The 23743-nt window shown below is 54.4% G+C and carries 27 protein-coding genes and 2 pseudogenes; 19 read left to right on the top strand and 10 right to left on the bottom strand.

Annotated elements, in window-relative coordinates; genetic code table 11:
* Window positions 1-30 precede the first annotated feature (30 nt).
* The 10 genes and pseudogenes from IEY11_RS00745 to IEY11_RS00705 form a co-directional block, all read right to left on the bottom strand.
* A complete protein-coding gene (locus IEY11_RS00745; RefSeq protein ID WP_188885481.1) occupies window positions 31-687 on the bottom strand; it encodes an ABC-2 transporter permease in 657 nt (218 codons plus the stop codon).
* Complete coding sequence (locus IEY11_RS00740; protein WP_188885480.1) at window positions 684-1532, bottom strand: ABC transporter ATP-binding protein; 849 nt, start codon at window positions 1530-1532, stop codon at window positions 684-686. The genes IEY11_RS00745 and IEY11_RS00740 overlap by 4 nt, the downstream gene beginning before the upstream one ends.
* The gene (locus IEY11_RS00735) at window positions 1529-1909 is read right to left on the bottom strand and encodes a GntR family transcriptional regulator (protein ID WP_110436467.1); all 381 of its coding nucleotides are present in this window, start codon (window positions 1907-1909) and stop codon (window positions 1529-1531) included. The genes IEY11_RS00740 and IEY11_RS00735 overlap by 4 nt, the downstream gene beginning before the upstream one ends.
* 831 nt (window positions 1910-2740) lie before the next feature.
* On the bottom strand, window positions 2741-3169 hold the full coding sequence (locus IEY11_RS15170) for a DUF4368 domain-containing protein (RefSeq protein WP_407926631.1): 429 nt from the start codon (window positions 3167-3169) through the stop codon (window positions 2741-2743).
* A gap of 24 nt (window positions 3170-3193) precedes the next feature.
* Entirely contained in the window at window positions 3194-4210 is a 1017-nt protein-coding gene (locus IEY11_RS00730; RefSeq protein ID WP_407926630.1) for a recombinase family protein, read from the bottom strand.
* 734 nt (window positions 4211-4944) lie between these two features.
* A pseudogene (gene mobQ, locus IEY11_RS14740) lies at window positions 4945-5905 on the bottom strand (MobQ family relaxase); the annotation flags it as partial.
* A 2-nt stretch (window positions 5906-5907) separates the two neighbouring features.
* Window positions 5908-6225 (bottom strand): DUF3847 domain-containing protein, encoded by a 318-nt coding sequence (locus tag IEY11_RS00720; protein ID WP_118729890.1) that lies wholly within the window; start codon window positions 6223-6225, stop codon window positions 5908-5910.
* A gap of 291 nt (window positions 6226-6516) precedes the next feature.
* Complete coding sequence (locus IEY11_RS00715; RefSeq protein WP_118729891.1) at window positions 6517-6735, bottom strand: LLM class flavin-dependent oxidoreductase; 219 nt, start codon at window positions 6733-6735, stop codon at window positions 6517-6519.
* Window positions 6736-7156: 421 nt separating this feature from the next.
* Window positions 7157-8515: pseudogene (locus IEY11_RS00710) on the bottom strand (DNA primase family protein).
* Window positions 8512-9105: a CHC2 zinc finger domain-containing protein gene (locus IEY11_RS00705; RefSeq protein ID WP_188885479.1), complete on the bottom strand. Its 594-nt coding sequence runs from the start codon at window positions 9103-9105 to the stop codon at window positions 8512-8514. Before IEY11_RS00705 ends, IEY11_RS00710 begins: the two are co-directional and overlap by 4 nt.
* Window positions 9106-9237: 132 nt before the next feature.
* Between IEY11_RS00705 and IEY11_RS14735 the strand changes: the two genes are divergently transcribed.
* The 19 genes from IEY11_RS14735 (at window position 9238) to IEY11_RS00620 (ending at window position 23647) form a co-directional block, all read left to right on the top strand.
* Window positions 9238-9597 (top strand): hypothetical protein, encoded by a 360-nt coding sequence (locus tag IEY11_RS14735; protein ID WP_243183922.1) that lies wholly within the window; start codon window positions 9238-9240, stop codon window positions 9595-9597.
* 48 nt (window positions 9598-9645) lie between these two features.
* Window positions 9646-10365 (top strand): DUF6076 domain-containing protein, encoded by a 720-nt coding sequence (locus IEY11_RS14730; RefSeq protein ID WP_243183921.1) that lies wholly within the window; start codon window positions 9646-9648, stop codon window positions 10363-10365.
* Window positions 10366-10395: 30 nt separating this feature from the next.
* The gene (locus IEY11_RS00695; RefSeq protein ID WP_188885478.1) at window positions 10396-10887 is read left to right on the top strand and encodes a hypothetical protein; all 492 of its coding nucleotides are present in this window, start codon (window positions 10396-10398) and stop codon (window positions 10885-10887) included.
* 189 nt (window positions 10888-11076) lie between these two features.
* Window positions 11077-11412, top strand: a complete 336-nt coding sequence (locus IEY11_RS14725) for a hypothetical protein (RefSeq protein WP_243183920.1) — start codon at window positions 11077-11079, stop codon at window positions 11410-11412.
* Window positions 11413-11468: 56 nt separating this feature from the next.
* A complete protein-coding gene (locus IEY11_RS14720; protein WP_243183919.1) occupies window positions 11469-11639 on the top strand; it encodes a hypothetical protein in 171 nt (56 codons plus the stop codon).
* 101 nt (window positions 11640-11740) lie between these two features.
* Window positions 11741-12178, top strand: a complete 438-nt coding sequence (locus tag IEY11_RS00685; protein WP_243183918.1) for a TetR/AcrR family transcriptional regulator — start codon at window positions 11741-11743, stop codon at window positions 12176-12178.
* Between the two features lie 257 nt (window positions 12179-12435).
* Window positions 12436-13050, top strand: coding sequence for a class I SAM-dependent methyltransferase (locus tag IEY11_RS00680; protein ID WP_188885477.1), 615 nt, complete (start codon window positions 12436-12438; stop codon window positions 13048-13050).
* 3 nt (window positions 13051-13053) lie between these two features.
* On the top strand, window positions 13054-13842 hold the full coding sequence (locus IEY11_RS00675; RefSeq protein ID WP_118729898.1) for an alpha/beta fold hydrolase: 789 nt from the start codon (window positions 13054-13056) through the stop codon (window positions 13840-13842).
* Between the two features lies 1 nt (window position 13843).
* Window positions 13844-14632 (top strand): class I SAM-dependent methyltransferase, encoded by a 789-nt coding sequence (locus IEY11_RS00670; RefSeq protein ID WP_118729899.1) that lies wholly within the window; start codon window positions 13844-13846, stop codon window positions 14630-14632.
* A 6-nt stretch (window positions 14633-14638) separates the two neighbouring features.
* A complete protein-coding gene (locus IEY11_RS00665; protein WP_188885476.1) occupies window positions 14639-15256 on the top strand; it encodes a class I SAM-dependent methyltransferase in 618 nt (205 codons plus the stop codon).
* 3 nt (window positions 15257-15259) lie between these two features.
* Window positions 15260-15745, top strand: a complete 486-nt coding sequence (locus IEY11_RS00660; protein ID WP_118729901.1) for a hypothetical protein — start codon at window positions 15260-15262, stop codon at window positions 15743-15745.
* A 13-nt stretch (window positions 15746-15758) separates the two neighbouring features.
* Complete coding sequence (locus tag IEY11_RS00655) at window positions 15759-16622, top strand: MBL fold metallo-hydrolase (protein WP_188885475.1); 864 nt, start codon at window positions 15759-15761, stop codon at window positions 16620-16622.
* Window positions 16619-17395: an alpha/beta fold hydrolase gene (locus tag IEY11_RS00650; protein WP_188885474.1), complete on the top strand. Its 777-nt coding sequence runs from the start codon at window positions 16619-16621 to the stop codon at window positions 17393-17395. The genes IEY11_RS00655 and IEY11_RS00650 overlap by 4 nt, the downstream gene beginning before the upstream one ends.
* A complete protein-coding gene (locus IEY11_RS00645; protein WP_188885473.1) occupies window positions 17392-18324 on the top strand; it encodes an acyl-CoA thioester hydrolase/BAAT C-terminal domain-containing protein in 933 nt (310 codons plus the stop codon). The genes IEY11_RS00650 and IEY11_RS00645 overlap by 4 nt, the downstream gene beginning before the upstream one ends.
* Window position 18325: 1 nt before the next feature.
* A complete protein-coding gene (locus IEY11_RS00640; protein WP_188885472.1) occupies window positions 18326-18961 on the top strand; it encodes an L-2-amino-thiazoline-4-carboxylic acid hydrolase in 636 nt (211 codons plus the stop codon).
* A 12-nt stretch (window positions 18962-18973) separates the two neighbouring features.
* Entirely contained in the window at window positions 18974-19147 is a 174-nt protein-coding gene (locus tag IEY11_RS00635; RefSeq protein WP_188885471.1) for a hypothetical protein, read from the top strand.
* Window positions 19137-19979, top strand: coding sequence for a class I SAM-dependent methyltransferase (locus tag IEY11_RS00630; RefSeq protein ID WP_188885470.1), 843 nt, complete (start codon window positions 19137-19139; stop codon window positions 19977-19979). The genes IEY11_RS00635 and IEY11_RS00630 overlap by 11 nt, the downstream gene beginning before the upstream one ends.
* A gap of 168 nt (window positions 19980-20147) precedes the next feature.
* Window positions 20148-21923 (top strand): ABC transporter ATP-binding protein, encoded by a 1776-nt coding sequence (locus IEY11_RS00625; protein WP_188885469.1) that lies wholly within the window; start codon window positions 20148-20150, stop codon window positions 21921-21923.
* Window positions 21920-23647 carry an ABC transporter ATP-binding protein gene (locus tag IEY11_RS00620; RefSeq protein ID WP_118729907.1) on the top strand — a complete coding sequence of 576 codons (1728 nt, stop codon included), beginning with the start codon at window positions 21920-21922 and terminating at the stop codon, window positions 23645-23647. Before IEY11_RS00625 ends, IEY11_RS00620 begins: the two co-directional genes overlap by 4 nt.
* The last annotated feature ends 96 nt before the right edge of the window (window positions 23648-23743 follow it).

Raw genomic sequence — 23743 nt, 5'->3', positions numbered from 1 at the left:
TTTATATGGAGCGAGAGGGATTTTATGCATTTACAGCTCTCTTTTTCGGTAAATGCCCACGCCGATGCGCCAGCATACCGCGTACACGATAGCACCGACAATCACCAGTCCGCCGAAGAACGCCGCAAGCTGTCCGACCGGCCAGCTGTCCATGCCGCCGACCGCCTGCACAAGTTTATTGAATGCCGGATGCTTTTTGACGACGGTCAGCACGATGATCGGCACCCACACCACGGCAAGAAGTAAATACCGACCGCGATCCGGACCAAACCGTAAAACGAGTACAAATTCAATACCCATGAGCGCCAGACCGACCGCCTCACAGGCCAGCATACCCATCATATCCTCCGCCATCGCATCACCGCCGAAGGCATTCATGCCCGCAATGCATATCATGCCCAGTGCCACAACCGTCAGATTGACCAGCAGGCTGATCGCAAATTTGCTGCTCACCACATCGCTCCGAGAGACCGGAAGCGACAGACTCAGCTTATCCCATCCGTAGGCATAATCGCTGCTCATGAGCATTGCGGGCACCATGAGTGACAGCATGAACAGCATAGCCGGTACAAACGACAGCCCGTTTCCGGAAACGATCGAGGCCAGCGCAATTACAACTATTGCGATCACCATCGCTTTCATCGATCGGCGCAGATTCATCCAGTCCGCATACAGCATTGCTTTCATCTTGCGTCCTCCCCTCTCGTCAGGAACAGCATGATCTGTTCGATGTTGACCGGCTCAACCGACCAGTTCTCCGGTACGCCGTCACGTCTTACCAAGGCTTCACAGCCGAATGCACCCACGCGCTTTGCCCGCACGGCGGACGGGTCAAGGGCGTTCAGCTGATCGGCGGTGCAGCGCAGTATACCGCAGGTGTCGAGCAGCTCGTCGCGCGGCTCGCTCAGCAGCACCTCGCCCTTGTGGATGAAGGTGATCTCGTCCGCGATTTTGTCTAAATCGCTCGTGATATGACTGGACAACAGAATCGCGTGATTTTCGTCCTGCATGAAGTCATACAGCAGGTCGAGAACTTCATCCCGCACGACCGGGTCAAGACCGCTCGTCGGCTCGTCAAGCAGCAGCAGCTCCGCATGATGCGACAGCGCTGCCGCGATATTCAGCTTGGTTTTCATGCCCTTGGAGTAGTCCTTGATGGCCTTCTCTCGGTCAATGCCGAATTTTTCGATGTACGACGCAAACTGCTCCGCGTTCCAGTTTTTATACGCTCTGCTGAGCAGCGTGCTCACCTGTACGGCGCTCATCGTGCTCGGGAAACCGCCGTTCTCGAGCACCACGCCGATCTTCTCACGGACAGACGGGTTCGAGCCGTGTCCCCCCAGCACGGTAATCTCGCCGCTGTCCGGCCGGATGAGGTCGAGCACCGCCTTGATGGTCGTTGTCTTTCCGGCGCCGTTTTCTCCTATTAAACCCATTACCGTGCCTCTCGGCAGGGTAAATCCCACATTGCGGAGCGCAAAGCCGCCGTATTTCTTGCAGACGCCGTGCAGCTCCAGTGCATTCTCTCTCATAATCCTTCCTCCTCAAACAGTGTCCGTGCCAGCTCTGCGAACTCGTCCGCAGACAGTCCGGCCAGTCTTGCCGCCTGCACAGCATCCGTCAGGTGGTCTTCCACCGTGCGAAGCTGCGCTTCCCGCAAACGTTCGCTGCTGACCGGTGCAACAAAGCTGCCGCGTCCGGTCTGGCTGGTGATAAGGCCCTCGCGCTCAAGCTCCTCATACGCACGCTTGGTCGTGATAACGCTGATGCGCAGCTCCTTCGCCAGCAGGCGCATAGACGGCAGCGCCTCCCCCGGCTGCAGCTCTCCGCCGAGGATTTTCGCCTTGATCTGACGTGTGATCTGCTCGTAGATCGGCGTGCTGTCCATGTTGGATACTATGATGTCCATGCCGTCCCCCCCTCTTTTATTGTATATACTCATTATATACAATATGAGCAATATGTCAAGGGATAGATTTCCACCAGACGCGATTTTTCACAAACGAAGCGGTTTGAGAGACGGCAGTTTTTCACACGCTCAACGCAAAGCACAATTCCCGCTGAAAAATTTTATAGTATTTTTATACAAACTGCCGAACATTTTTTCTTGCATTTTGACGAAAACCACGCTATACTTTAATTGTTCAAAGAAAGTGCTTAAAAACAGCACAAACGCTGTAAAACACAGCTTTACTAATTGACTATCTCTCTTTTTCCTTTCTTTTTTACTCTTTTCTTCTTTGTGATCGGATCACACCTCCCGATCACAGCAAAGCAGGCTCGGTTTTATCCGAGCCTGTTTTGTTTTTGTCTGAAATTTTATTTCCCGTGTTGCAAACGGAGAATTGAAAACAGAAAATAAATGATGAATATACTGGTAAACCTCGTGAAAACGGCACCCGTTCTACATACTCCGTAGGGTTGAGTGCCCTCAGAGGGTGAATTGCCCAAAATGCAAGAGACCACTCCGGAGCGCCCCGCCATTTGTCAATTCATTTGCAAACACCTAACCGTAGAGGCACCCAAAACACCGTTAACCGGGCGCGTTCGGTCGTGCTATGGGCGCACACTGTACTCCCATACGATACACCCTGCACAAACCAGAAAGAAACTGCGTTCATTTTCCATTCTCAATTCTCCATTCTCAATTACACACAAAAAGAACCCGAAACCAAGGCTTAACAGTCGTAAGGAACTATAAGTCTTGCGGTTGGGGCAGAGAACGGTGTGACCGTGAAGGTCACGCCGTTTTTCTGCGTCCAAGGGTAGATTCTGCGATCATGGGTTCTGCCAGCACGGGGATCCCCACATCGTCCACGAAGTTGAAGAAAATCTCAACCTTCTGTCGGCGCTTGCCGTCAGACTTATCCGGTGCGTGAATGATGATCTTCTTGATATACTCGTTGACAATCGTCTGCGTCAGCTCCGTGACATCCACATACTTTTTCGTCAGCGCAATGAAAGCGTCCAGATCATCGCCCATTGCCTGCCGCTGCTCGACCCATTCTTCCGTTGTTTCAATTTCGAGCTTTAACCGTTCCTGCTCCGCTTCATAATCAGCCGTCATTTTCTTATACTTCTCCTTGCCGATCTCACCGAGAGCATAATCCTCATAGAGCCGGGACATGACCACATCAAGATTGGCAAGGCGTTTTATTGCCTGCTCCACGCGCTTCTGATCTTCCCGGATGTCTCATTCCTGATCGGCGCGGCGGTAATGCAGCCACTCCTCTTGAAAGCCCTCCACATCGCTGCGGATATACGCATTGACCGCCTGAATCCGTTCCTGTACCAGTTCCCGCAGTACATCTTCCCGGATATAGTGTGCGCTGCATTCGCCCCGTCCGCTCTTGTACTTGGAGCAGCGATAGTGATCCTGCTTGCCCTCAAAGCCCTTGCAGGTGGCGAAATGAAGCTTGCTGCCGCAGCCTGCACAGTAGACCAGTCCTGCGAATAATCCCTGCCGTTCCGCTTTCACGGGACGGCGTTTGTTTTTGCGCAGCTCCTGCACTCTGTCCCATTGTGCCTGAGACACGATAGCTTCCTGCGTGTCCGGCACGATGAACATATCCTCCGGATTGTTGGGAATCCTCTTTTTCAGCTTGTAGGACTTGGAGTAGGTCTTGAAATTGCAGGTGCATCCGGTGTATTCCTGCCGTTCCAGAATCCCTACGATGGATTGATCGCTCCAGCCATACGGGTTCTTGGGCATCGGCTTTCCCTTACGACTGGCATACAGCGCCTTGGTCGTGAGAACCTGATCCCTTTCAAGAATCCTCGAAATCTGCTCCGGGCCTTTGCCGTCAATGCAGAGGTCAAAGATGCGCTTGACAATCGGGGCGGCATCCTCATCCATAATCCACTTGTCCTTGTCGTTCGGGTCGCAGCGGTAGCCATAGGGCGGTTTGCCCAGATGCTTGCCGCTGGTGCCGCGCTGACGCAGACTGGTGCGGACTTTCTTGGAGGTATCTCTTGGATACCACTCGTTAAATAAGTTGCGGATTGCGGCAAAGCCCTCACCGTCCCCGCGCTGGCTGTCCACGCCGTCGTTGACGGCAATGAAGCGCACATCGTAGCTGGGGAAGATGATGTCGATGTACTGGCCTACAGTCAGGTAATCACGACCAAAGCGAGATAGGTCTTTGCAAAGCCAGCAGCCTACCAATCCCTGCTTTACCAGTTCAAAGCCCTCCTGTACGCATCTCGCCATCCTGCGAATCCTCGTTGCTGAGGCGGCAGTAGAGTATCGTAATTTTTTGCTGATCCGTCATAACGTCCTCCTTCACGTTCGGGTCAGCCGACAGAATCGGTGTGCTTGGAATTATTACCATAGTTTTGTGTCACTATCATTAACAAGCCACCTCCCGGTCAGAAAAAATAAAAGGACTCCGGCGGGTCAAAGATCGGATCAAAGCAGCTCTCATGGTCAAAGGCCTTGCAAAGCTCAAAGACCAAATCGTCTTTCCCCTCCATCACGGCACGGTTGATTTCGTCAATGCTGATAATTTTTCCATATACGATTCCTTTCTCATAATTCTATTTCGTTTTTGCGGCTGTGCAGTTGTGTCTGCTGCCGCTCCTGCTCCAACCGCTCACGCTCTCTGCACCATGCGGTGATGGGTAGCTTGCCATCCTTGAAATACGATTTCAGCTTGCGTTCCGCCATATAAAACGTCCGCAGCGTATCGTCATGCTCCGACTTGTATTTTTGTCTGGATTTTTCAAAACGGATGCTTCCCAGCTTATCCGCAACCGGTTTTCCATCGACATAATACTGTGCCATGCGCAGCAGCTCGTCCAGTTCTTTGATGCGGGATTGCTTTTCCCCGGCAGACGCTTTCATTGCGCTGATGCTGTTCTGCATGGAATGCAGCGCGGCATCCAGATCATCGGTGGTAAAAAGCTGCTTCTCCTGCAAAAAGCGGAATGCATCCGCATACCGCTGTAAGTTGGCTGTCTTGGCCTTTGTGCTGTATGCGCCTTTATTGCGGTTATTGTAATAGGTCATCAGCAGATCGTTCAGCATAGGCGGCTGCGGCTTGGAGAGTTCTTCCTTAACCGCTTTCAGCCATTCCAGCAAAGAGGCGATTTTATTTTTTGTTTTCCGCAGCATGGCGTTGGTTTTGCGAACCCAGCGGTTGAAGTCGACCTTGTTGGTACGGATGCCCTTCGCTCCCATTGCGCGGACAGACGGCCCCTCATGGACGGTAGGAATCTGTTCAATGCCTTGACGGGCATAGCTGCGGTGGTCGATCCGGCAATCCAAACCTTTCTCCGCAAACTTCCGATTGCACAGATCAGCCCACGCCTGCCGCCAATGCTCCAAGGTTTCGGGACTGCCCCAGTCGGTGGTCGGCACAGCGTTGAACATGTAGTTGCCCACCTCATCCAGAATACGCTCACCATGCTCGTCCAACACATATTCCCGCCGCTGCTTATTGCCCCACCTGCCGTCTGACTCAATAGGATGAATCGGACACATGACATGAAAATGCGGGTTAGAAATGCCGCCGTCCTCTTTGTCTGGCGAGTGAACGGCAAAGTCCACCACCATGCCCCAATTCACAAACTGCTCCAACAAAAATTGCCTTGTAAGATCGATGTTCTCCTGCATGGAAAACTCGTTCTGCAAGGCAATGTCAAAGCTGTAGGCAATCTGTGCTTTCTTTCCGCGTTCGGCTTTTTCAACCGCATTCCAGAGCGTTTCTCGGTCTGCATACTCCGGCGGCGCATGAGATGGCAGCAGGATTTCCGAACAGATTACGTCGCCCTTGCGGGTGTAGTCGCTGATCTCGCCGTAGTATTCGCTGTGCAGCTTTTCCCCAGCACGGTAGGCGGCAGACGCCACGGCGGATTGCCCCGCGCTGCGTTTGATTTGGGTTACATGAAAATGAAATAACGCGATACTCAGCACCCCTCTTTCTGTTCCGCCCGGTTGTGTTCGTTGACCGCTGCCATGAGCAGACCTTTGACCACCGGCAGGTCAAAAACCTTTTCGGCCAAGGCATAAAACTCAGCACGTGTCAACAGCTTCGTCAGCGGAGCAATGCTTTCTATATCCGCGCTGCGGACGATCAGGTTGTGTGCGCGTTTGGTTCGGTCGCCGCGCTCATAGTAGGCGATTCGGTTTTCCAGACGCTGCTTCTTGTGCTGCTCCTGTGTAAGCTGCCGCTCAATGTTTTCTTTCTCGGCATTCAGCTCAGCAAGGTTTTTCTGTTTTGGCATGGTTAACCTCCTTCAAAATTGGTGAAATAGTTGTTCAGACTTTGCGGTGGAAATTGTCTGCGTCAGCAGATGGTTTCCGCTGCAAAGTGGGCAGGGATAGATGCGCAAGCATCGCAAGGGGGCGCGGGTCTCCGGTGGAGACCAGCCCCTTGTACGGAACAAAGTGACGCAAAACAGCCCGGACACACAACTGTCCGGGCGATAGGCTCCGCAGGACGCACATACAGGGCTTGACCATGTATAGAAGTGCGCCCTTCGTCCCGGTGGGACTTTCGGGATATTCTCGGTTCGTCAGTTTTTCTTTCGCTGCCAGACGATTTCATACCTCAGCGCGTCGGCAAGCTGAACAGCCTCTGTGTAGCGTAGGGACTCCCGCTGGAGCTTGTTGGACAGGTTGGATACGCTGTCAGACCAGCCGTGTTCGTCATGCAGCAGATCGACCACCCCCTGCATGGTCATTCCTTGACGGACGATGTACGATTTGATTTCGTTTCTCAGATTGGATTTCATCAATTTTTACCTCCGTAATTTCGTGTAGTGTGGTTTCGTATCGGTAATGCTGGTGTGCGGTGGAATAAAAAATCCTCCGTGCCGCAAATCCGCTCAGATTTCCGCCCGTGATGCCCTATTCGCAGCAGCACCCTATCAGCTTCATCGTTCTGGGCGAGGTCATGCGGAACGGTGGGATATACCACATCCCAGTGCAATGGCTTCACACTACGGTAAACCACCGGACGGTGCATTGCGTTCGGCTTACAGTGAAAATTTTCATGAATTTCACAAGGATTGATTTCAAAGTGCCTTTTTGGGCATCTCACCGCTACTCTGTACATAGTAGAATTAGGGCATTTTGCTGTGTACATACGTACCGATGGTGCAGGGCAGGCAGCATTTCACGGCATGGGCAGATTTGTTCACGATTGGGTGCGCGTCAGCTTTTCGGTACATACGTACATAGCGATTTGCCCCAATTCTCAGATATACGGGGACTGATCAACGGCTCGATACCGAGATACCCCCACACTCTGCGCCCGGTGGCGTTCGTGACGGTATTTGTATGCTCCAGATTGTACGTTTTCAGATTCCGCATCAGAAAATCGCTGAACGAGCGCTGCCGGATGGGTGTCAGCCCGTTTTCATCGCACCAGATTCCATAAATGGCATACAGCTCCTTGGAGATGACAGACATATCCGCTTTCAACCGGATATAGCCGGTGGATTCCATAAAGTCGATGGCATTGTTGGCGTCACGCTTGACATACTCCCGGTTGTTCAGCGTCCGGGGGCTTTCCGTGAATCGGAAGCTGTTTGCCGCAAGCCGCTGCAAGCCCTCAAACGCCCAGAGAAAAATGCCCTCAACCTCTCGCTTCATCTTCTCGGCAATATCAGGATCGTCCACACGATTGGCAGGCTTCTCTTTCGTGGTCAGGATCAGTTGGCGGCGGTAAAAGCCGTTGCTGCGGTCGTAGAGGGATTGCAGATCGCCATTGGAGAATGCCAGCAGCCGGGCATACATCTACCCCTGATAGCTCTGGACGCTTTTGCGTTCCAGATCCATCTTGCCCTGTGCGGTAACGATGGATTTGACATAGTTGGTCTGCTTTAGAGCCTCCATTTTCATATCGTCATCCACAAGAAGATGAATGTGCTCCAGCTCGGCGCGGGCAAACCGGTTGTCGGAGATTTTTGCGATGCTGCCGTCCTTCATATTGCAGCCAAACAGCCGCGCCAGCACGGGACCGATTTGCGATCTTCCTTCGCCGCCCTCGCCCTTGAGGATCATCATGCGCTGCCCCTTGGTGCTGGGAACGAGGCAATAGCCGATATATTCCTGAAAGGTGGGAATGTCCTCCGGGTAAAGTAGGTCGGAGAGAAAACGCAGCCAGACAACCGGCTCCTCCGCCTGTGGATTGTAAGCAACGGGAAACCGGCTGCGCACGATCTCAGGCCGTCCCGCAAGAAAGCTGCCATCGATGCGGAGCGTCCCGTTCTGCACATGAATCTCATCCGGCTTCGGCGGGAAGCTCTCTGCATGAGCCGCCAGCTTCATGATCTCCACGATATTGGAAATGGTGCGCGGAATGTTCTTTGCGGCGCAGCATTCCAGCTCGGCATAGATTTTCTCTTTCAGCAGCAGCGGGCCTGTCAGCCGTCCATCCGGTGTGAAAAATGCGTTATCCGCATAGATGAGCTTGTTCTTTGACAAAAACTCCCGGCAAAAAGCCGCCTCATTGACGTCCTTGCCATCGAACCATGCTGGGAAATCAAGCCCTGCATACTTCTTGTTCACGCGGCGTCCCTCCCATTGATTGTTTTCTTGAGCTTGTCCAGCCGACCATCTGCAAGCAGAGAACGAACTACCTCGGCGCGTTCATAGGAATCACCCGCGCACAGAATATCCAAGTAATACTCCACCTCATCCAGCTTGTGGCAGGCTTCTGCAAATCGTTCATCCGGTACTTCTGCCGGTAATTGCGGCGCACAGTTTGCCTTCCAGTCCCGCAGCACACGGGCATAATCGGACAGAACAGAAAAGCACAGCCGCTCGTTTTCCATGAGCTGCTGTACTTCTGTTCGGATGCGCTTTGCGTGGAGCGCCGCTGCGCTGGGCGGCTTGTCCGGTGTGAGGTGAAAGTCCGCGGCCAGCTTCTGCGCTGCATCATACAGCGAGAGCCGGAACAGCTTGCTTACAAAATCAATCACATCTCCGTGCTCCCCGCAGGCGAAGCAATAATAGTCATCGTCCGCCGCATACAGGCTGGGATGCCGGTCATTGTGGAACGGGCAGAGCGCCATGCCGTAATGGTTGACCTCCACGCCGTACCGCTCCGCCGCCTCCCGGCAGCTTACGCCATATTTGACGTTCTGAAAACAATTCATGCGTTATCCTCCGTAAAATAGATTGGAGAGGCAGCTTTCACACCTCTCTGCCTGTTTTATGTTCGGATTCGCAAAAAGCAGGCGGATGGCATGACAAGTTCATTTCAAAAAAACATGACAGGAGGATGCAGCATGGCACAGGAGCTTATCCGTCACAATGTGCTGTCTCTGGATTTCTGGCAGGATACCGTAACCTACGCAGGCAGCGTCATGCCGACCGGCACGATTGGCTGTGCGGTACTGAATATCCCAGACGAAACGATTGCGCAGTTGGACGCGCCGTGCATGACCTTGAATCTGCTGCTGACCGGCATCGGGGCAAAGAATGTGGATAGGCAGCTTCTTCCGAAAGCGCAGGAGGCGGGACAGACCATCATTCATGCGCTGCATGATGTCCAACCGTTCTCCCGCTTGGACAGAAAGCAGTTTGAAGATTATCTCATGCAGGCGTTTTCCGAGGAAGCATTTACCGAGCTGAACGAGTATTTGTAGCTCCCGATGGAGCAGCAGGCAGTCAGCAATATCACAGGAGCGCATCCCTTGGCGGCGCTGCTGGTGCGCGTTATTCCAGTGCTGGGGCATTTGAGCTATTCCCTGCACCAGTACAAGAAAACTATGACGGCGTTTGCAGAATTTCTGCAAGAGAATGCCGAAATACGAACGCCTGCGGGATACGCCGCTGCATTCGGGCAGTTTTTCAAGGAAAACGTGACTCTGGAGGAAAGCAATCCCTCATGGATGGCACTGACCAATGCGACAGTGCAGTATGTCCCTGCGATCCGTCTCGGAAATACGCAGGCGCAGCTTGTCAAGCGGATGCATTTTGTATCCTTCGTTGGGATGTTCCGCGCCGATCTTTTTGAAGGTTTATGCGTCGGACACGCGCCGAGGAAATGCGCGGTCTGTGGGAAATGGTTTCTGACCACTGACGCAAGATATGCCAAGTACTGTGACGGTCTGGCTCCCGGAGACAAACGTGGGCGCACCTGCCGCCAAGTCGGGAATCTTCGTGGACGGGAGCAGCGGGAGCTTGCCGCCGACCATCCCATCAAGAAAATCTATACGAAGCGGTTCAACACGATCACGCAGTATCTTGGCCGCGGCACACTGGATGAGCAGACCGCCGCCGCAATGAAAGCACTGGCAAAAAGCAAGCTGGAAAAGGCCCTGCAAGACAGCGGCTATGCGCAGGGCGGCTATGCCGCCGAGATGGAGCAGGCGGCTCTGCTGGCGGAAGCGAAGGAAACGATGGAGCGGTAATGGAACGCCATAGCGGTGGGAGGTGCAGACATGGAGGATAACCGTAACAAACTGATACCGGCACAGCTTGCGGGCTACACATGGGAGCTGTCCGGTTATGCGTCCAAAGTGCCGTTCGCCAATGAGGACAGCCTGACCATGCGCGAAGTCCGGAACGTCTTTCAGCTTGACCCGGAACCGCCGCAAATGGAGCTGAACGACTACATACGCGAGGCTGTCCGTCACAAAGACCTTGCATACTTTTCCTTCTTCCTGCACCACTTTGAAAAGCGTCTGAATAGCGTGATTTACAGGTTTCTCACCCACAATGGAATTGATCGCTACGACCCAACGCGGTTTTTGGACTACAAGCTGGAAGTCTTGCAAATGCTGCTGTACTGTCTGCCGAAGTTTGACCCAGCGCAGGAAACAGAATTCCTGAAATACGCGAAGCATTATATTCAGGACGGGCTGCTGTTCTGCCGTATGATGGGAGAAGTCGGTTCCTTTGCCAGTCTTGCGGAGTACCGGCGTGTGCGTTAGATCGGCGCAATCTATAACAATTCGGGTAAGAGACGCGCGGAGGTCGTTTCCGCGTTTGCCGCTCAAAGCGGGTACAAGGACGATAGCGTATCTGCGGATGAGCTGCTGACCATTGCCCAGCGCAACCGCAGCATTGTTTCCCTCTACCGCACGGAACAGGATGAGGACGGCGAAGAAACCGGCGAGGATGTGACGCGTGACGATAGCTGGAACTACGCCGAAATCCTCTGGAACGGAATACAGGCAAAGGCGGTCACGGCGGTGTTTGAGCAGCTTTCCTACAAAGAGCAATGGTATCTGGAAAAGCGGAACGCTATCTGCATGACCTGCGGGCGCGTCAGCCCCTTGTCCACGCAGTCCACCTTTGAAGATTTAGCGGTGGATTTTGAAGGAACGACAGCCAGCGGTGCGGAGCGGTTCTACCGGCGTACATTAGACAAACTGCGGCGGAAGCTGCTGGAAAGCGGTGTGATCCATACCGTGACGCTGAAACAGACCGAGCGCCGCAAGAAGAATAAAAAATAGCCGCTGCTGCCTACCTGTATCAGGCAGACAACGACGGCGAATGGGGCAAGCTTCGGTTGGATTTTGAAAACGGCATGGCGGAGATCGTAAAGCTGGCGGATTGGGACACGGTGAAAAGCAATATCTTTGCAAAGACGGCGATACGGTTTGTGCAGGGTTTGCTGGAGACGAGACTGCTGAAATCTACAGTGGTTCCGTTTAAGATGGAACGGCTGGATCTGATTTGATCATGATGGAAAGCCAAACGACGCCGTTGACAACATCTTCGGATCGTGCTACAATTTGACTGAAATGAACAATATGGTCATAAATCCAAGGAGCGTGCGCAGTGGCTTTTACAGACGAACAGAATGAACAGATCCGCAATGACCTGATCCGGGAGGCCCGGCGCTGCGGCATTACCATTGGGATGAGAAAAACCTCTGTGGAGCAGCTGACGGAGGCCGTTGGGATCTCCAAGGGATCATTTTACAAATTCTTTGATTCCAAAGAGCTGCTGTTTTTCGCTGTACTGGAGGACATCCATACCGAGTGCTTCGCGGCGGCGCAGAAGTCTTTGCAGGAAAATACAGCCTTATTGCCTGCCGACCGCGCGGCAGCGTCGATCCTGGCGGCCTGCCGTTGGCTCTCCAAGACAAAAGCCTTTGTGTTCATCGAAAATGACGCAGATTTTCTCCTGCACCGACTGCCGGAGGAAGTGAAGACCGCCCACTACCACGATGGCGAGACGCACATCCGTACCCTGCTGGAGATGGGCGGCTTGTAGCCCAAGGACGGTATGGCGCTGGCTGCCGCCACAGTGCGGGGCTTGATTTTAACCGTCTCCCATCAGGAGCAGATTGGGGTGCTTTACCCGCAGGTGCTGGAAACGCTGGTGCGGGGCGCCTGCCGGGAGCTATTTACATAAGCGGAAAAGCCGCAGTGATGCGGCTTTTCAAAAGGGATACAGTTAGCTTATTCTAACTCGCTTGTGTCATCTGTGTGAGTTAGAGTAGTTTAACATCTCGTTGTGAGGGCGAAATCATGAGAAACAGTCAAAATTTCTGGGATAAAAACGCCGGGCGGTACGACCGCTTCATGCGAAAGGACGCCGCAGCTTATGAGCAGATGTACGAGCTGCTGCGCCCCGTGGTGCGGCACAAAACCGTGCTGGAGCTGGCCACAGGCACGGGGCTGATTGCCAAAAACATTGTAACCAGTGCCGCTCATATTGATGCCACAGACGCTTCGCCGGAGATGATCGCAGAAGCGAAGCGTGACAACCAATCCGCCAAGCTGCATTTCTCCGTGCAGGATATGTTCCACCTGCCTTCTGCCGACGAAAGCTTTGACGTGGTCATCGTGGCCAATGCGCTGCATATCGTGCCGGAGCCGGAAACAGCCCTCTCTGAAATTCGTCGGGTGCTGAAAGAGGACGGGATACTGGTCGCACCGACCTTTACTCATGCCGGTAATGACTTTCGTGGAAAGGGCAAAGCATTTTTCATGAAGCTGGCGGGCTTCCCTCTCCACAGCAAGTGGACAAGTCACGAATATCTGGCATTTCTCCGGGAAAACGGCTGGACGGTGCAGAAAAGCGCCGTGCTGAAAGCCTCGTTCCCGCTGACCTATGCAGAGTGCGTGAAATCGGAGGGGTGATCCATGCAGATATTGGAACACGGGCAGGCGCAGGAGCGGACGCTGCTGTTTTTCCCCTGCACGGCAGAGCCTGTATGGGCCTTTGCCGACACGATCACGCTGCTTTCTCAGAGATGGCATGTTTTTCAGGTGGTGTATGACGGCCATCAGCCGGAGTATCCCGGGGATTTCACCTCAGTCGAGCAGACCGTGGATGAGGTGATCTCTTACCTGAAAAGCCGCGGCATCTCACAACTGGACGGAGCATATGGCTGCTCCATGGGTGGTGCCTGCCTGACCCGTATGTTGGCATTGGGGAAAATGCCCATCGACCGAGCCATCATCGACGGCGGGATCATCCCTTATCAGCTGCCCTACCCGGTGCGAAAGCTGCTGCTTTGGCGGGATATTGTGTCCTTTAAAATGGCGGCGAACAGCCGAAAAATTCTGGAAGCGGCCTTTCCGCCGGAACGGTTCACCCCCGCAGGGCACGACCCCAAAAAGGAGTACGACGCCATGGAAGCCTATCTCAAAACCTTTTCCGATCGGACGATCCGCAATGTATTCTGGTCTGCCAACAACTATGCGCTTCCGAAGCGCTCCGCTAAAATCGGTGCGAAAATCACCTACTGGTACGGCGACGATGAAAAGAAGGATCGCAGGCGGGATATCCGGTTCATCAAGCGCTATTTTCCTAAGGCGCGCATCCATGGCATCCCCAAGATGGCCCATGCGGAGCTGGTGATGGTACACCCGGAAAAATTCTGCCGGTATGCGGAAAAATTTCTGACTATGCAAGCGGAGGAAAGATGATATGAGAGAAAAGATCAAACTCTCCGGCGTGCCGGAGACTATGCTGCAAACCATTTACGCAAGGGCGAAGGAGAGCCGGGGACGCGGCGCGATTCACGATGCAAAAGCGGAAGAACTCATCGAAAAGCTGGACTACGATTTTTCCCTTGCGGACAAGGATACAGCCATGCACAGCGGCGTTATCACCCGCACCATCGTGCTCGACCGGATGACGAAGAAATGGCTTGCGTCGCACCCCGGCGCGGTGGTGGTCAACATCGCCTGCGGGCTGGATACCCGGTGCTATCGGATGGCAAGTTATGCGCATTGGTATAACCTGGACCTTCCGGAGGCCATGGCCGTGCGTGAGAAGCTGCTGCCGGAAAGCGGCACGATTTCGCAGATCGCCATGTCTGCCATGGACGATTGGGGCAGCAAAATCAGCGAGCAGAATGCGCCGGTGCTGATCGTCATCGAGGGGCTGACTATGTACCTGTCAGAAGCGGATGTGCAGCGCATTTTCACGGTGATTTCCCGCCGATTTGAGAAAGCCACAGTCTTTGTGGAAACCATGAATCCTGCGATGGCGCGGCACTTCAAGGAGAAATCCATTGACGCAAGCAATGCAAAATTCAACTGGGGAATCAAGAATGGGAAAGCACTTGCCGAACTGCTGTCGGATTTTGGATTCGTGGAGGAGCACAGCTTAACCGAGGGCATGGCGGCATTCGCACCGATCTATAAACTGCTGGAAAAGCTGCCCGCCGTGCGGAATATTTCCAATAAGATCATTGTGGTGGAAAAGGAGTGATGGGTGATGTCCTTTTTTGAGAACACCAGAAAGCCAACCGGTTTTGGTGGAAAAGTCATGGTGAACCTGATGAATCTGTGCCATGCGCCCCTTGCGGATTGGGGCATGAAGTTCCTGCCGCTTTTATCAGATGCAAAGGTGCTGGACTGCGGCTGCGGTGGCGGTGCGAACATGAAAAGGCTGCTGAAAAAATACCCGCAGGGGATCGTGAAGGGCATCGACTATTCGCCCGTCAGCGTGGAGAAGACGAAAAAGGTCAACGAGACCGCCATCGCGGAGGGGCGCTGTGCCGTCCTGCAAGGCAGTGTGGCGGATATGATCTTCGCAGATGACTGGTTCGATGCGGTCACCGCTTTTGAGACAGTCTACTTCTGGCCGAATCTGCCGCAATGTTTTCGGGTGATTTATCGGGTGCTGAAGCCCGGCGGAACCTTTCTCATCTGCAACGAGAGCAGTGGCGACACGGACAAGGATGAGAAGTGGACGGAGATTATCAGCGGTATGACCATATACAGCGGCGATGAGCTGAAAACATTTCTGGAAAACGCTGAATTCTGCAATGTTCAAATCCATAAAAACAAAATTGGCTGGCTCTGCGTGACAGGACAGAAGCGGGAGGAATAAGGAATGCTGCTGCAAACGATTCTGGAAGGACTGGGGCTGGGGGCGCTGCTGGTTTTGGTGTGCGCCATCGGCATCCACAAGGGCGCTGTCGGCATGGTGCATTTGTATGACTCGAAGGTACAGGAACGGTGCGTTGCGCTGGGTCTGACCACAAAGGAAAAGATCAAGCAAAACTCGCTGCGCTTCAAGCTGATCTGCGTTCCGGGATATCTTGCTTATGTGCTCATTTTCGTGTATGCCATCAATGGTGCGCAGACTTTTGGGGGCGGTTTCTGGCAGTGCTTTGTAATCCTGTCTGTGATGAATCTCATCGACCGGCTTGGCATCGACGGCTATTGGGTCGGACACACCAAGGCGTGGGTAATACCGGGGACAGAGGATCTGATGCCGTACATCTCGAAAGCAGACAAGCAGAAGAAATGGCTGTTCGGAACACTGGGAATGGCCATGATTTCCCTGCTCCTTGCGGGAATCGGAATGCTGCTGTAAGGAGGAAATACCGATGTCAAAGAAAGCCACCGAGTTTCAGAAAAGAGAAATGAGCAAGATGTACCGCGGCAAGGAAATATTCAAGCCGCTGAACACTGGCTGGGTGGATGAGCGCGTGGCCTGCGTGCGGGAGTGGGTGGCGAACATCTTCTTCTACCGCAAGGGCGGCACCACCATCATGATTGACGCCGGGTATAACTACGACCGGCTGGCAGAAAAAATGGGCTGGCTGGGCATCGACCCGCAGTCCATCCGGCACATCCTCATCACTCATCAGGACACCGACCACGTGGGCGCGGTGGAGGCAGACAGCCCCGGTTTGTTCCGGAGTGCAAAGCTCTATATCGGCGAGATTGAAAACCGGTATCTCACCGGCGAGGTGCGGCGAAAAGTCATATACCATCTCTATAAATTGCCGCAGGTCACAATTAACAACGAAAAGGTGCTGCTGCATGACGGCGAGACTTTCGAGATTGACGGTATCAAAATTGAGTGCTTCCTTGTCCCCGGTCACACATGGGGTCATATGGTCTATCTCATTGACGACAAATATCTCTTCACCGGCGACACTCTCTGGTTCGGCGCGGACGGCGGCTACAGTTTCATTTCCTCTCTGGCAGAAAGCAACAAACTGGCGGTAAAGTCGCTGGCGGCGCTGGAGCAGAAGCTGCAAAGCCGTGACCTGCATCCGCTGTTTCTCACCGGTCACACCGGCTGGACGGACAACTTCGAGTTCGCCTTTGCCCATAAGGACAAGCTTTGCTCACCGTTCCGAAAGCGGGTTCCCGACCCCACCGCGCCTTACGACGCTTATGATGAATCGGACGACACGGAAAAAATGGCAAAGAGTGGGTTCCTGAAGGGGATGGGGAGATGAAGGTTTATTCCTTCGGCGCAGAAAATGCCCCGGTCATCCTACTGCTTCCCGGCACCTGCTGCCACTGGAAGGGCAATTTTGGACGGGTCATTCCGCTGCTGTCGGACAGGTATCGCGTTCTCTGCGTCAGCTACGATGGTTTCGATGAAACGGAACATACCGAGTTTCCCACTATGCTGGAGGAAACAGAGAAAATAGAATCTTACATTCAGAAACATTGCGGCGGACATATCCGGGCGAGCTATGGCTGCTCGCTGGGCGGCTCTTTTGTGGGGCTGCTGGCGGCGCGGGGGAATATCCATATGGATTACGGCATTTTAGGCAGCTCTGATCTTGACCAAGCATCTCCCATTGCGGCAAAGCTGCAAACAAATCTGCTCCTGCCGCTGATTTATCCGTTTATTCGGGACGGACGGTTCAAGAGTCGATTGCTGCAAAAACGTCTCACGCAGCGAAAGTCGGAAATGGGCGACTATGTGCAAGCGTTCATGGAGATGCTCGGCGGCGCACGACCTTATGTGACCGTGCAGAGCTGCAAGAATCAGTTCTATTCCGACCTTGTCACCCCGCTGCCGGACAAGATCAACGTTCCGGGAACAGAGATTCATATTTTCTATGCGCTCAAAATGGGTGAGAAATACCGCGAGCGCTATGAACGGCACTTTGCAAACCCAGCCATTCACGAGCAGGACTTGCAGCACGAGGAGCTGCTGGCCTGTTATCCGGAGCGCTGGGTGCAGTGGGTGAAGGATATCATGGAGGGAAAGCGATGAAGCATCAGCACTTTGATGTGGAGACCGCCGGCTTTTACGGCGCGTACTGGGCGTGTGCCGGCGGATCGGACTGCGCGGTCATTGCGATGATTGGTGACGATCCGGAGGATCGGCTTGCGCGTTCAGCTGTGAAATGGCTCTGCGGGCGGGGCGTAAATGTGCTCACCATGTCGCCTGCGAAAAAGGATTACGGCCATCATAATTATCCGCTGGAGCGTGTGGAGACGGCCGTTTCGTGGCTGAAAGCCAACGGCAACCATAAAACTGGCATTGCCGGTGCATCGACTACGGGAACGCTCGCGCTGACAGCGGCTGCCATGTTCCCGGATGTTACCCTGACCATTGCCATGACGCCCAGCGATTTTGTGTGGCAGGGTTTCATGCAGGGCAAAAGGGACGGCTGCAAGGAATGGCCGGTCGAGGGCGAGTCGCTGTTCTCCTACCGGGGCAAGCCGCTGCCCTATATGCCGTTTTGCTATCAGCATCCCGACTATTGGCACTGCGTCGCCGCAGAGAGCAAGCGCACTGGCGATATGGTTAACTCCCGCAAGCTGTTTGACGATTCCGAGGTGATGCATCCGATCGAGCCGGAGGAATATATTCCTGTTGAAAACATCCGGGGAAAGCTGCTGCTGATCGGCGCGGAGGACGATGCGCTGTGGGATACCGCAAAGTATATCCGCCGTATGGAAAAGCGCCTTGCGGAAAAGCCGCATGAATGCGAGATTGAAACAATGGTTTATGCTCACGGCACCCACTTTGTCTTTCCGGAGGGGATGCTGAAAATCATGCTGCCGGTTGGCTCCGGTCTGTTTGTAAAGTTGGCGTTTCAGGCAGCAAAGAAATATTCCAAGGAGTGCAGCCAGACCCGGAAAGACATCGAGAAGCGGATGAACCGGACTCTGGCAGAATGGAAAGGAGCGAAGTGAGATGCGTTGGATGGGAATGCCCATAGCCATATGGGCAGTGTTTGCGAAGTCCTTTCAAGCGCAGCTGACGGCGGTACTGGGCTATGACCCGGACACCGCACGTAAAATCACGGAAAAGGCCAAGCCGAAGTACCGTGAGATCATCGCAAAGCTGCCCGAATTTGAAAAAGGTGATCGGTTCAGCATGAACATCATTGGCTGCGCCATGCTGGGGGCGTTTGTCCTCTCCATGCCGCGCCGTCCCGATGTGGAAAGCCTTACCGACTACTATGAGAAAGCGCAGATGACGCCGCTGATGAAATGGTTCTGCCGCCAAAGCGGCAAGTCGAAGTTCACGCCCAAGGATATTGCCGGAATGAAAGCCACCGCCGCCCGGAAGGCGGCTGACCGCAACCCCTACTCGTGGAATATGGACTTTTACGAGTATCCCGACGGCAGCGGTTATGAGGGGCGCTTCACGAAATGCGGCATCTGCACGCTGATGCAGGAGCTGGGGCTTTATGACCTGACACCCGCCATGTGTCATTTGGACTACGCCATGAGCGAGGCGGGCGGCGTGACGAATTTTGTGCGGCAGTACACGCTGGCCTCCGGCGACCCCTACTGCGACTGCGGATATCAAAAGAAACGAGTGTGAGGTGGCGGAGTATTGAAATATTTTGAGTTCGGACAGGAGTGCCCGGAGCTGATGGTGATGCCCCACGGCGGCGTATGCTATCGCGGCGCACTGCCGGTGGCGGAGGAAATGGCAAAGACCTATGGCAGGCGCTGGAGGCAGAGTGTGGGAATTACTTGCAGGGAGGGGGAAAACCATGAACTATAAAATCGAGAAAAACACTGTACAGGAAACGCTCATCATCCCACTCTATGCACGGAAAATGTGCGCAGAGGTATATCCAAGCCTCTATCGGGACGAAACGGCACTGCGGCTGGTGAATGCGGTGGACTATAATTTTTCGGCGCTTCAGAAGAAATCCCACAGACTCATGCAGCGGTTTGGCTTTTTAGAGGTTGCCATGCGGCAGAACGACCTTGCCTTCGAGGTGCGGGAGTATCTGAAAAGTCATCCCAATGCGGCGGTGGTGAATCTCGGCTGCGGGTTGGACAGCACAGGTCGGGCTTGCGATAACGGTAAGTGCAAGCTCTACAATCTGGACTTTCCTGACGTCATCGCTGTGCGCAACGAGCTGCTCCCAGCCAGGGATCGGGAGAAAAACATCCCCTGCGACCTCAACGATACATCGTGGTTTGAGAGAATCGACGCCTCCGGCGGTGCGGTCTTCTTTGCTGCGGGAGTGTTCTACTATTTCCTAAAGGAGCAGGTAAAAACACTGGTACGTGCTATGGCAGACGCTTTTCCGGGCGCTGTACTGGCGTTCGATGCCGCCAATGAGAAGGCAGTAAAGCTGATGCTGAAAACATGGCTGAAGGATGCGGAAATCAAGGATGTCGGCGCGTACTTCGCCGTTTCGGACGCCAAGCGCGAGATCGGTGCATGGGACAGTCGCCTGCATATCGCCAGCCGGGGCTATATGCTGGGCTACCACGACCTGAAAGACCCGTCCGTCAGCGGATTTTTCCGCTTTCTTGCAAGGGTCGGTGACGGAGTGATGAATATGCAGATCGTGAAGATTGGATTTGAACAAACAATATAGGAAACAAAACGGAATAGTTTGAAAGCACAAATCATGTTAGAATATCCGGCAGTTAGAGAACGCTAACCAAAGAACTTCAGGAGGTACCGTATGAAAAAGAAATTTGCTGCTTTTGTGCCTTGCTTATCATCTGGAATTTCGCCATGCGGAAGAAAGGACGTGATTTAATTGAAAAAACAATCCGATCTTTCCCGGCTGATGGGTTACGCCGGGAACCACCGATATTTCACCTACGCTTCGTGGATGCTGTCTGCGGCCAGTGCGCTGGTGGCGCTGGTGCCTTTTGTATACATATGGATGATTCTGCGGGATGTGCTGAACGCGGCGCCAAACTATGCGCAGGCGGTGAACATTCCTCATTACGGCTGGATGGCAGTGTTATTCGCAGTGCTGTCTTACATTATTTACATTGCGGCGCTGATGTGCTCCCATCTGTCGGCGTTCCGGGTGGCGACAAATCTGCGGCTGGCAGTATCGGAGCATCTGGCAGTGCTGCCGCTGGGCTTTGCTGAGACCTTCGGCAGCGGTAAGCTGCGCAAGATCATCCACGAGAGCACCGGAGCCGCCGAGACCTATCTTGCCCACCAGCTGCCCGACCAGTACAATGCCATCGCCACCCCGGTGGGGCTGCTGGTGCTGCTGTTGGCGTTCGACTGGAGGTTGGGGCTGCTGAGCCTTGCGCCGGTGGTGCTGGCTTTCCTCATTATGGCGACCATGACCGGCAAGCGGATGGTTGAAAAAATGCGGCAGTACGGCAACGCCTTGGAGGCCATGTCCAACGAGGCAGTGGAATACGTCCGGGGCATTCCGGTGGTCAAGACCTTCGGGCAGAGTGTGTTTTCCTTCAAAAAATTCAAGACCACCATTGATGAGTACGAAAAGTGGGTCATCTCCTACACCAAAGACCTGCGCCTGCCCATGATGTTCTACACCGCCGCCGTCAACGGCGTGTTCGCCTTTCTGATTGCAGGCGGGCTGCTGTTCACGACACACGGCGTGACCCCGGAATTTCTGCTGAACCTGCTGTTCTATATCATCATCACGCCGGTGATTTCCCTGACTTTGACCCGCATAATGTACATGAGCGAGAACAAGATGGTGGTAGCGGATGCGCTGGCACGCATCGACTCGGTGCTGGAGGCAGCGCCCATGCAGGTTCAGGCTGTTCCGCAGCACCCGCAGGATGCTTCTGTCGCGCTGCAGAACGTGCGTTTCAGCTACGACGGAAAAAACGAGGTTATTAAGGGCGTTTCGCTGGAGATTCAGCCGGGACGGACTGTGGCTTTTGTAGGCCCCTCCGGCGGCGGAAAATCTACGCTGGCAAACCTTGTCTGCCGGTTCTTTGATGTGCAGAGCGGCAGCGTCCGAGTAGGCGGAGCGGATGTGCGGGCAATCCCCAAGGAAGAGCTGATGGATACCATCTCCTTTGTGTTCCAGAACAACCGCCTGCTCAAGGGCAGCATTCTGGATAATGTCCGTCTGGGCAGACCGCAGGCCACCGAAGCCGAGGTGCTGGCAGCGTTGAAAGCGGCGCAGTGCATGGATATTATAGAAAAGTTCCCGGCGGGCATCCATACTGTTATCGGCACCAAGGGCGTGTATCTGTCCGGCGGCGAGCAGCAGCGCATTGCCATTGCACGCGCCATGCTGAAAAATGCGCCCATCCTGATTCTGGACGAGGCCACCGCTTTTGCCGACCCGGACAATGAAGCTAAGGTGCAGGCGGCTTTTGCCCGGCTTGCCAAGGGCAAAACCGTGCTGATGATCGCACACCGCCTGTCCACCGTAGCCAACGCCGACTGCATCTATGTGGTACAGGATGGGCAAATTGCAGAATTCGGCACAAAGGATGAGCTGTGCACGCAGAACGGTCTGTTTGCCCGGATGTGGCAGGAGTATCAGGCATCGGTGCAGTGGAAGGTCGCAAAGGAGGGGGAAAGATGATCGAAAAAATTCAACACGCCACGGCCAGCTCCCCGGAGGGCGCAAAGGGGCTTGTAAAGGGCGTTCTGGCCTGTGCGTTCCAGAACATGGCGTTCATGCTGCCTACCGGGTTGCTGTATCTCCTGGTAAAAGATCTGCTGGCAGGCTCAACGAGCGGGAGAACCGCCTTTTATCTGCTGGGGTGTGCGGCCTGCTTTGCGCTGATCTTGCTGACCACATGGTTCCAGTATAACGGCACCTATTTTACGACTTATAAAGAGAGCGGCACCCGCCGCCTGACCCTTGCGGAACGGCTGCGCAAGCTGCCCCTGTCCTTTTTCGGCAAGCGGGATCTTGCCGACCTGACCAGCACCATCATGGCAGACTGCGAGGTGTTGGAAAAGGACTGTTCCCACTTCATCCCCGGTCTATTCGGCTCCCTCATCTCTACGGTGCTCATTGCCCTGAGCCTGTTCACTTTTGACTGGCGGATGGCGCTGGCAGCCCTGTGGGTCATCCCGGTATCCGCCGCCATCGTGGTGGGCAGCTACCGGGTGCAGGACAAGGTGCAGGCCAAGACCATGGCGGCGAAAATGGCCTGTGCGGACGGCATTCAGGAGTACATCGAAACCCTCCGTGACCTGAAAGCCAGTAATGCGGAGCAGCGGTATCTGTCCGGTCTTTCCGGCAAAATTCGGGCTGTGGAAAAGCAGTCCATCGTGGCAGAGCTGGAAACAGCGCTGTTTGTGTCCTCTGCGAGCATGGTGCTCAAGCTGGGCATTGCATCGGTGGCACTCACCGGCTCGGTGCTGCTGGTGCAGGGCAGTATCGATGTGCTGACCCTGTTTCTGTTCCTGATGGCGGCCTCCCGGATGTACGACCCTATGCAGGGCGCGTTGCAGAATCTGGCAGCGGTCATTGCCATGCGCACCAATGTGGGGCGGATGAACGAGATCCTGGATGCTCCCCTGCAGACCGGCAGCGAGCAGCTGACCAATCAGGGCTGCGATATCGTGTTCGACCATGTGGGCTTTGCCTACAACTCCGGCGAAACGGTGCTGCGGGATGTCTCCTTTACCGCAAAGCAGGGCGAGGTCACGGCACTGGTGGGTCCCTCCGGCGGCGGCAAGACTACCGTTTCCCGGCTGGCGGCACGGTTCTGGGACTACCAGAAGGGCAGCATCACCGTGGGCGGCATGGAGGTTTCCCGAATCGACCCGGAAAGGCTCATGAGCCTGTATTCCATCGTGTTTCAGGATGTGACTCTGTTTGACAACACGATACTGGAAAATATCCGTCTGGGGCGCAAAGGTGCCACCGACGAGGAGGTCCTTGCGGCGGCAAAGCTGGCAAACTGCGAGGAATTTGCCGAAAAGCTGCCGGACAAGTGGAACACGAACATCGGCGAGAATGGCTGCGCTCTTTCCGGCGGCGAGCGTCAGCGCATTTCCATTGCCCGCGCCTTCCTGAAGGATGCGCCCATCATTCTGCTGGACGAAGCCACCGCCAGTCTGGACGTAGAGAACGAAACTGCCATTCAGGAGGCTCTTTCCCGGCTCATAAAACACAAAACCGTCCTTATCATCGCCCACCGGATGCGCACTGTGGCCGGTGCGGATAAAATCGTGGTGCTGTCCGACGGCGTGGTGGCCGAACAGGGCGCACCCGATGCACTTTATGCCCGGAACGGCCAGTACACCCACATGGTGGATCTGCAGACCGAAAGCCAGCGCTGGGCCATCTGACCCAATTCAAAACAGCCTCCCGGCACAACAAAAAGGACATCTACTCAAAAGAATAGATGTCCTTTTTAGCACCCGAATCCGTCAGCTAACAGTCAT

The sequence above is a fragment of the Butyricicoccus faecihominis genome (genome assembly GCF_014648015.1).
In the GTDB taxonomy this organism is placed as follows: domain Bacteria; phylum Bacillota; class Clostridia; order Oscillospirales; family Butyricicoccaceae; genus Agathobaculum; species Agathobaculum butyriciproducens.
Note: the sequence above shows the minus strand (reverse complement) of the source record. Positions and strands in the feature narration are given on the sequence as shown.

Bases quoted from the DNA above. Each gene is read 5' to 3' on its own strand.
- IEY11_RS00745 (WP_188885481.1), bottom strand. From the start codon at position 687: ATGAAAGCAATGCTGTATGCGGACTGGATGAATCTGCGCCGATCGATG.
- IEY11_RS00740 (WP_188885480.1), bottom strand. From the start codon at position 1,532: ATGAGAGAGAATGCACTGGAGCTGCACGGCGTCTGCAAGAAATACGGC.
- IEY11_RS00735 (WP_110436467.1), bottom strand. From the start codon at position 1,909: ATGGACATCATAGTATCCAACATGGACAGCACGCCGATCTACGAGCAG.
- IEY11_RS00730 (WP_407926630.1), bottom strand. From the start codon at position 4,210: ATGGCGAGATGCGTACAGGAGGGCTTTGAACTGGTAAAGCAGGGATTG.
- IEY11_RS00720 (WP_118729890.1), bottom strand. From the start codon at position 6,225: ATGCCAAAACAGAAAAACCTTGCTGAGCTGAATGCCGAGAAAGAAAAC.
- IEY11_RS00715 (WP_118729891.1), bottom strand. From the start codon at position 6,735: ATGAAATCCAATCTGAGAAACGAAATCAAATCGTACATCGTCCGTCAA.
- IEY11_RS00705 (WP_188885479.1), bottom strand. From the start codon at position 9,105: ATGAATTGTTTTCAGAACGTCAAATATGGCGTAAGCTGCCGGGAGGCG.
- IEY11_RS14735 (WP_243183922.1), top strand. From the start codon at position 9,238: ATGGCACAGGAGCTTATCCGTCACAATGTGCTGTCTCTGGATTTCTGG.
- IEY11_RS00695 (WP_188885478.1), top strand. From the start codon at position 10,396: ATGGAGGATAACCGTAACAAACTGATACCGGCACAGCTTGCGGGCTAC.
- IEY11_RS00680 (WP_188885477.1), top strand. From the start codon at position 12,436: ATGAGAAACAGTCAAAATTTCTGGGATAAAAACGCCGGGCGGTACGAC.
- IEY11_RS00675 (WP_118729898.1), top strand. From the start codon at position 13,054: ATGCAGATATTGGAACACGGGCAGGCGCAGGAGCGGACGCTGCTGTTT.
- IEY11_RS00670 (WP_118729899.1), top strand. From the start codon at position 13,844: ATGAGAGAAAAGATCAAACTCTCCGGCGTGCCGGAGACTATGCTGCAA.
- IEY11_RS00665 (WP_188885476.1), top strand. From the start codon at position 14,639: ATGTCCTTTTTTGAGAACACCAGAAAGCCAACCGGTTTTGGTGGAAAA.
- IEY11_RS00660 (WP_118729901.1), top strand. From the start codon at position 15,260: ATGCTGCTGCAAACGATTCTGGAAGGACTGGGGCTGGGGGCGCTGCTG.
- IEY11_RS00655 (WP_188885475.1), top strand. From the start codon at position 15,759: ATGTCAAAGAAAGCCACCGAGTTTCAGAAAAGAGAAATGAGCAAGATG.
- IEY11_RS00650 (WP_188885474.1), top strand. From the start codon at position 16,619: ATGAAGGTTTATTCCTTCGGCGCAGAAAATGCCCCGGTCATCCTACTG.
- IEY11_RS00645 (WP_188885473.1), top strand. From the start codon at position 17,392: ATGAAGCATCAGCACTTTGATGTGGAGACCGCCGGCTTTTACGGCGCG.
- IEY11_RS00640 (WP_188885472.1), top strand. From the start codon at position 18,326: ATGCGTTGGATGGGAATGCCCATAGCCATATGGGCAGTGTTTGCGAAG.
- IEY11_RS00630 (WP_188885470.1), top strand. From the start codon at position 19,137: ATGAACTATAAAATCGAGAAAAACACTGTACAGGAAACGCTCATCATC.
- IEY11_RS00620 (WP_118729907.1), top strand. From the start codon at position 21,920: ATGATCGAAAAAATTCAACACGCCACGGCCAGCTCCCCGGAGGGCGCA.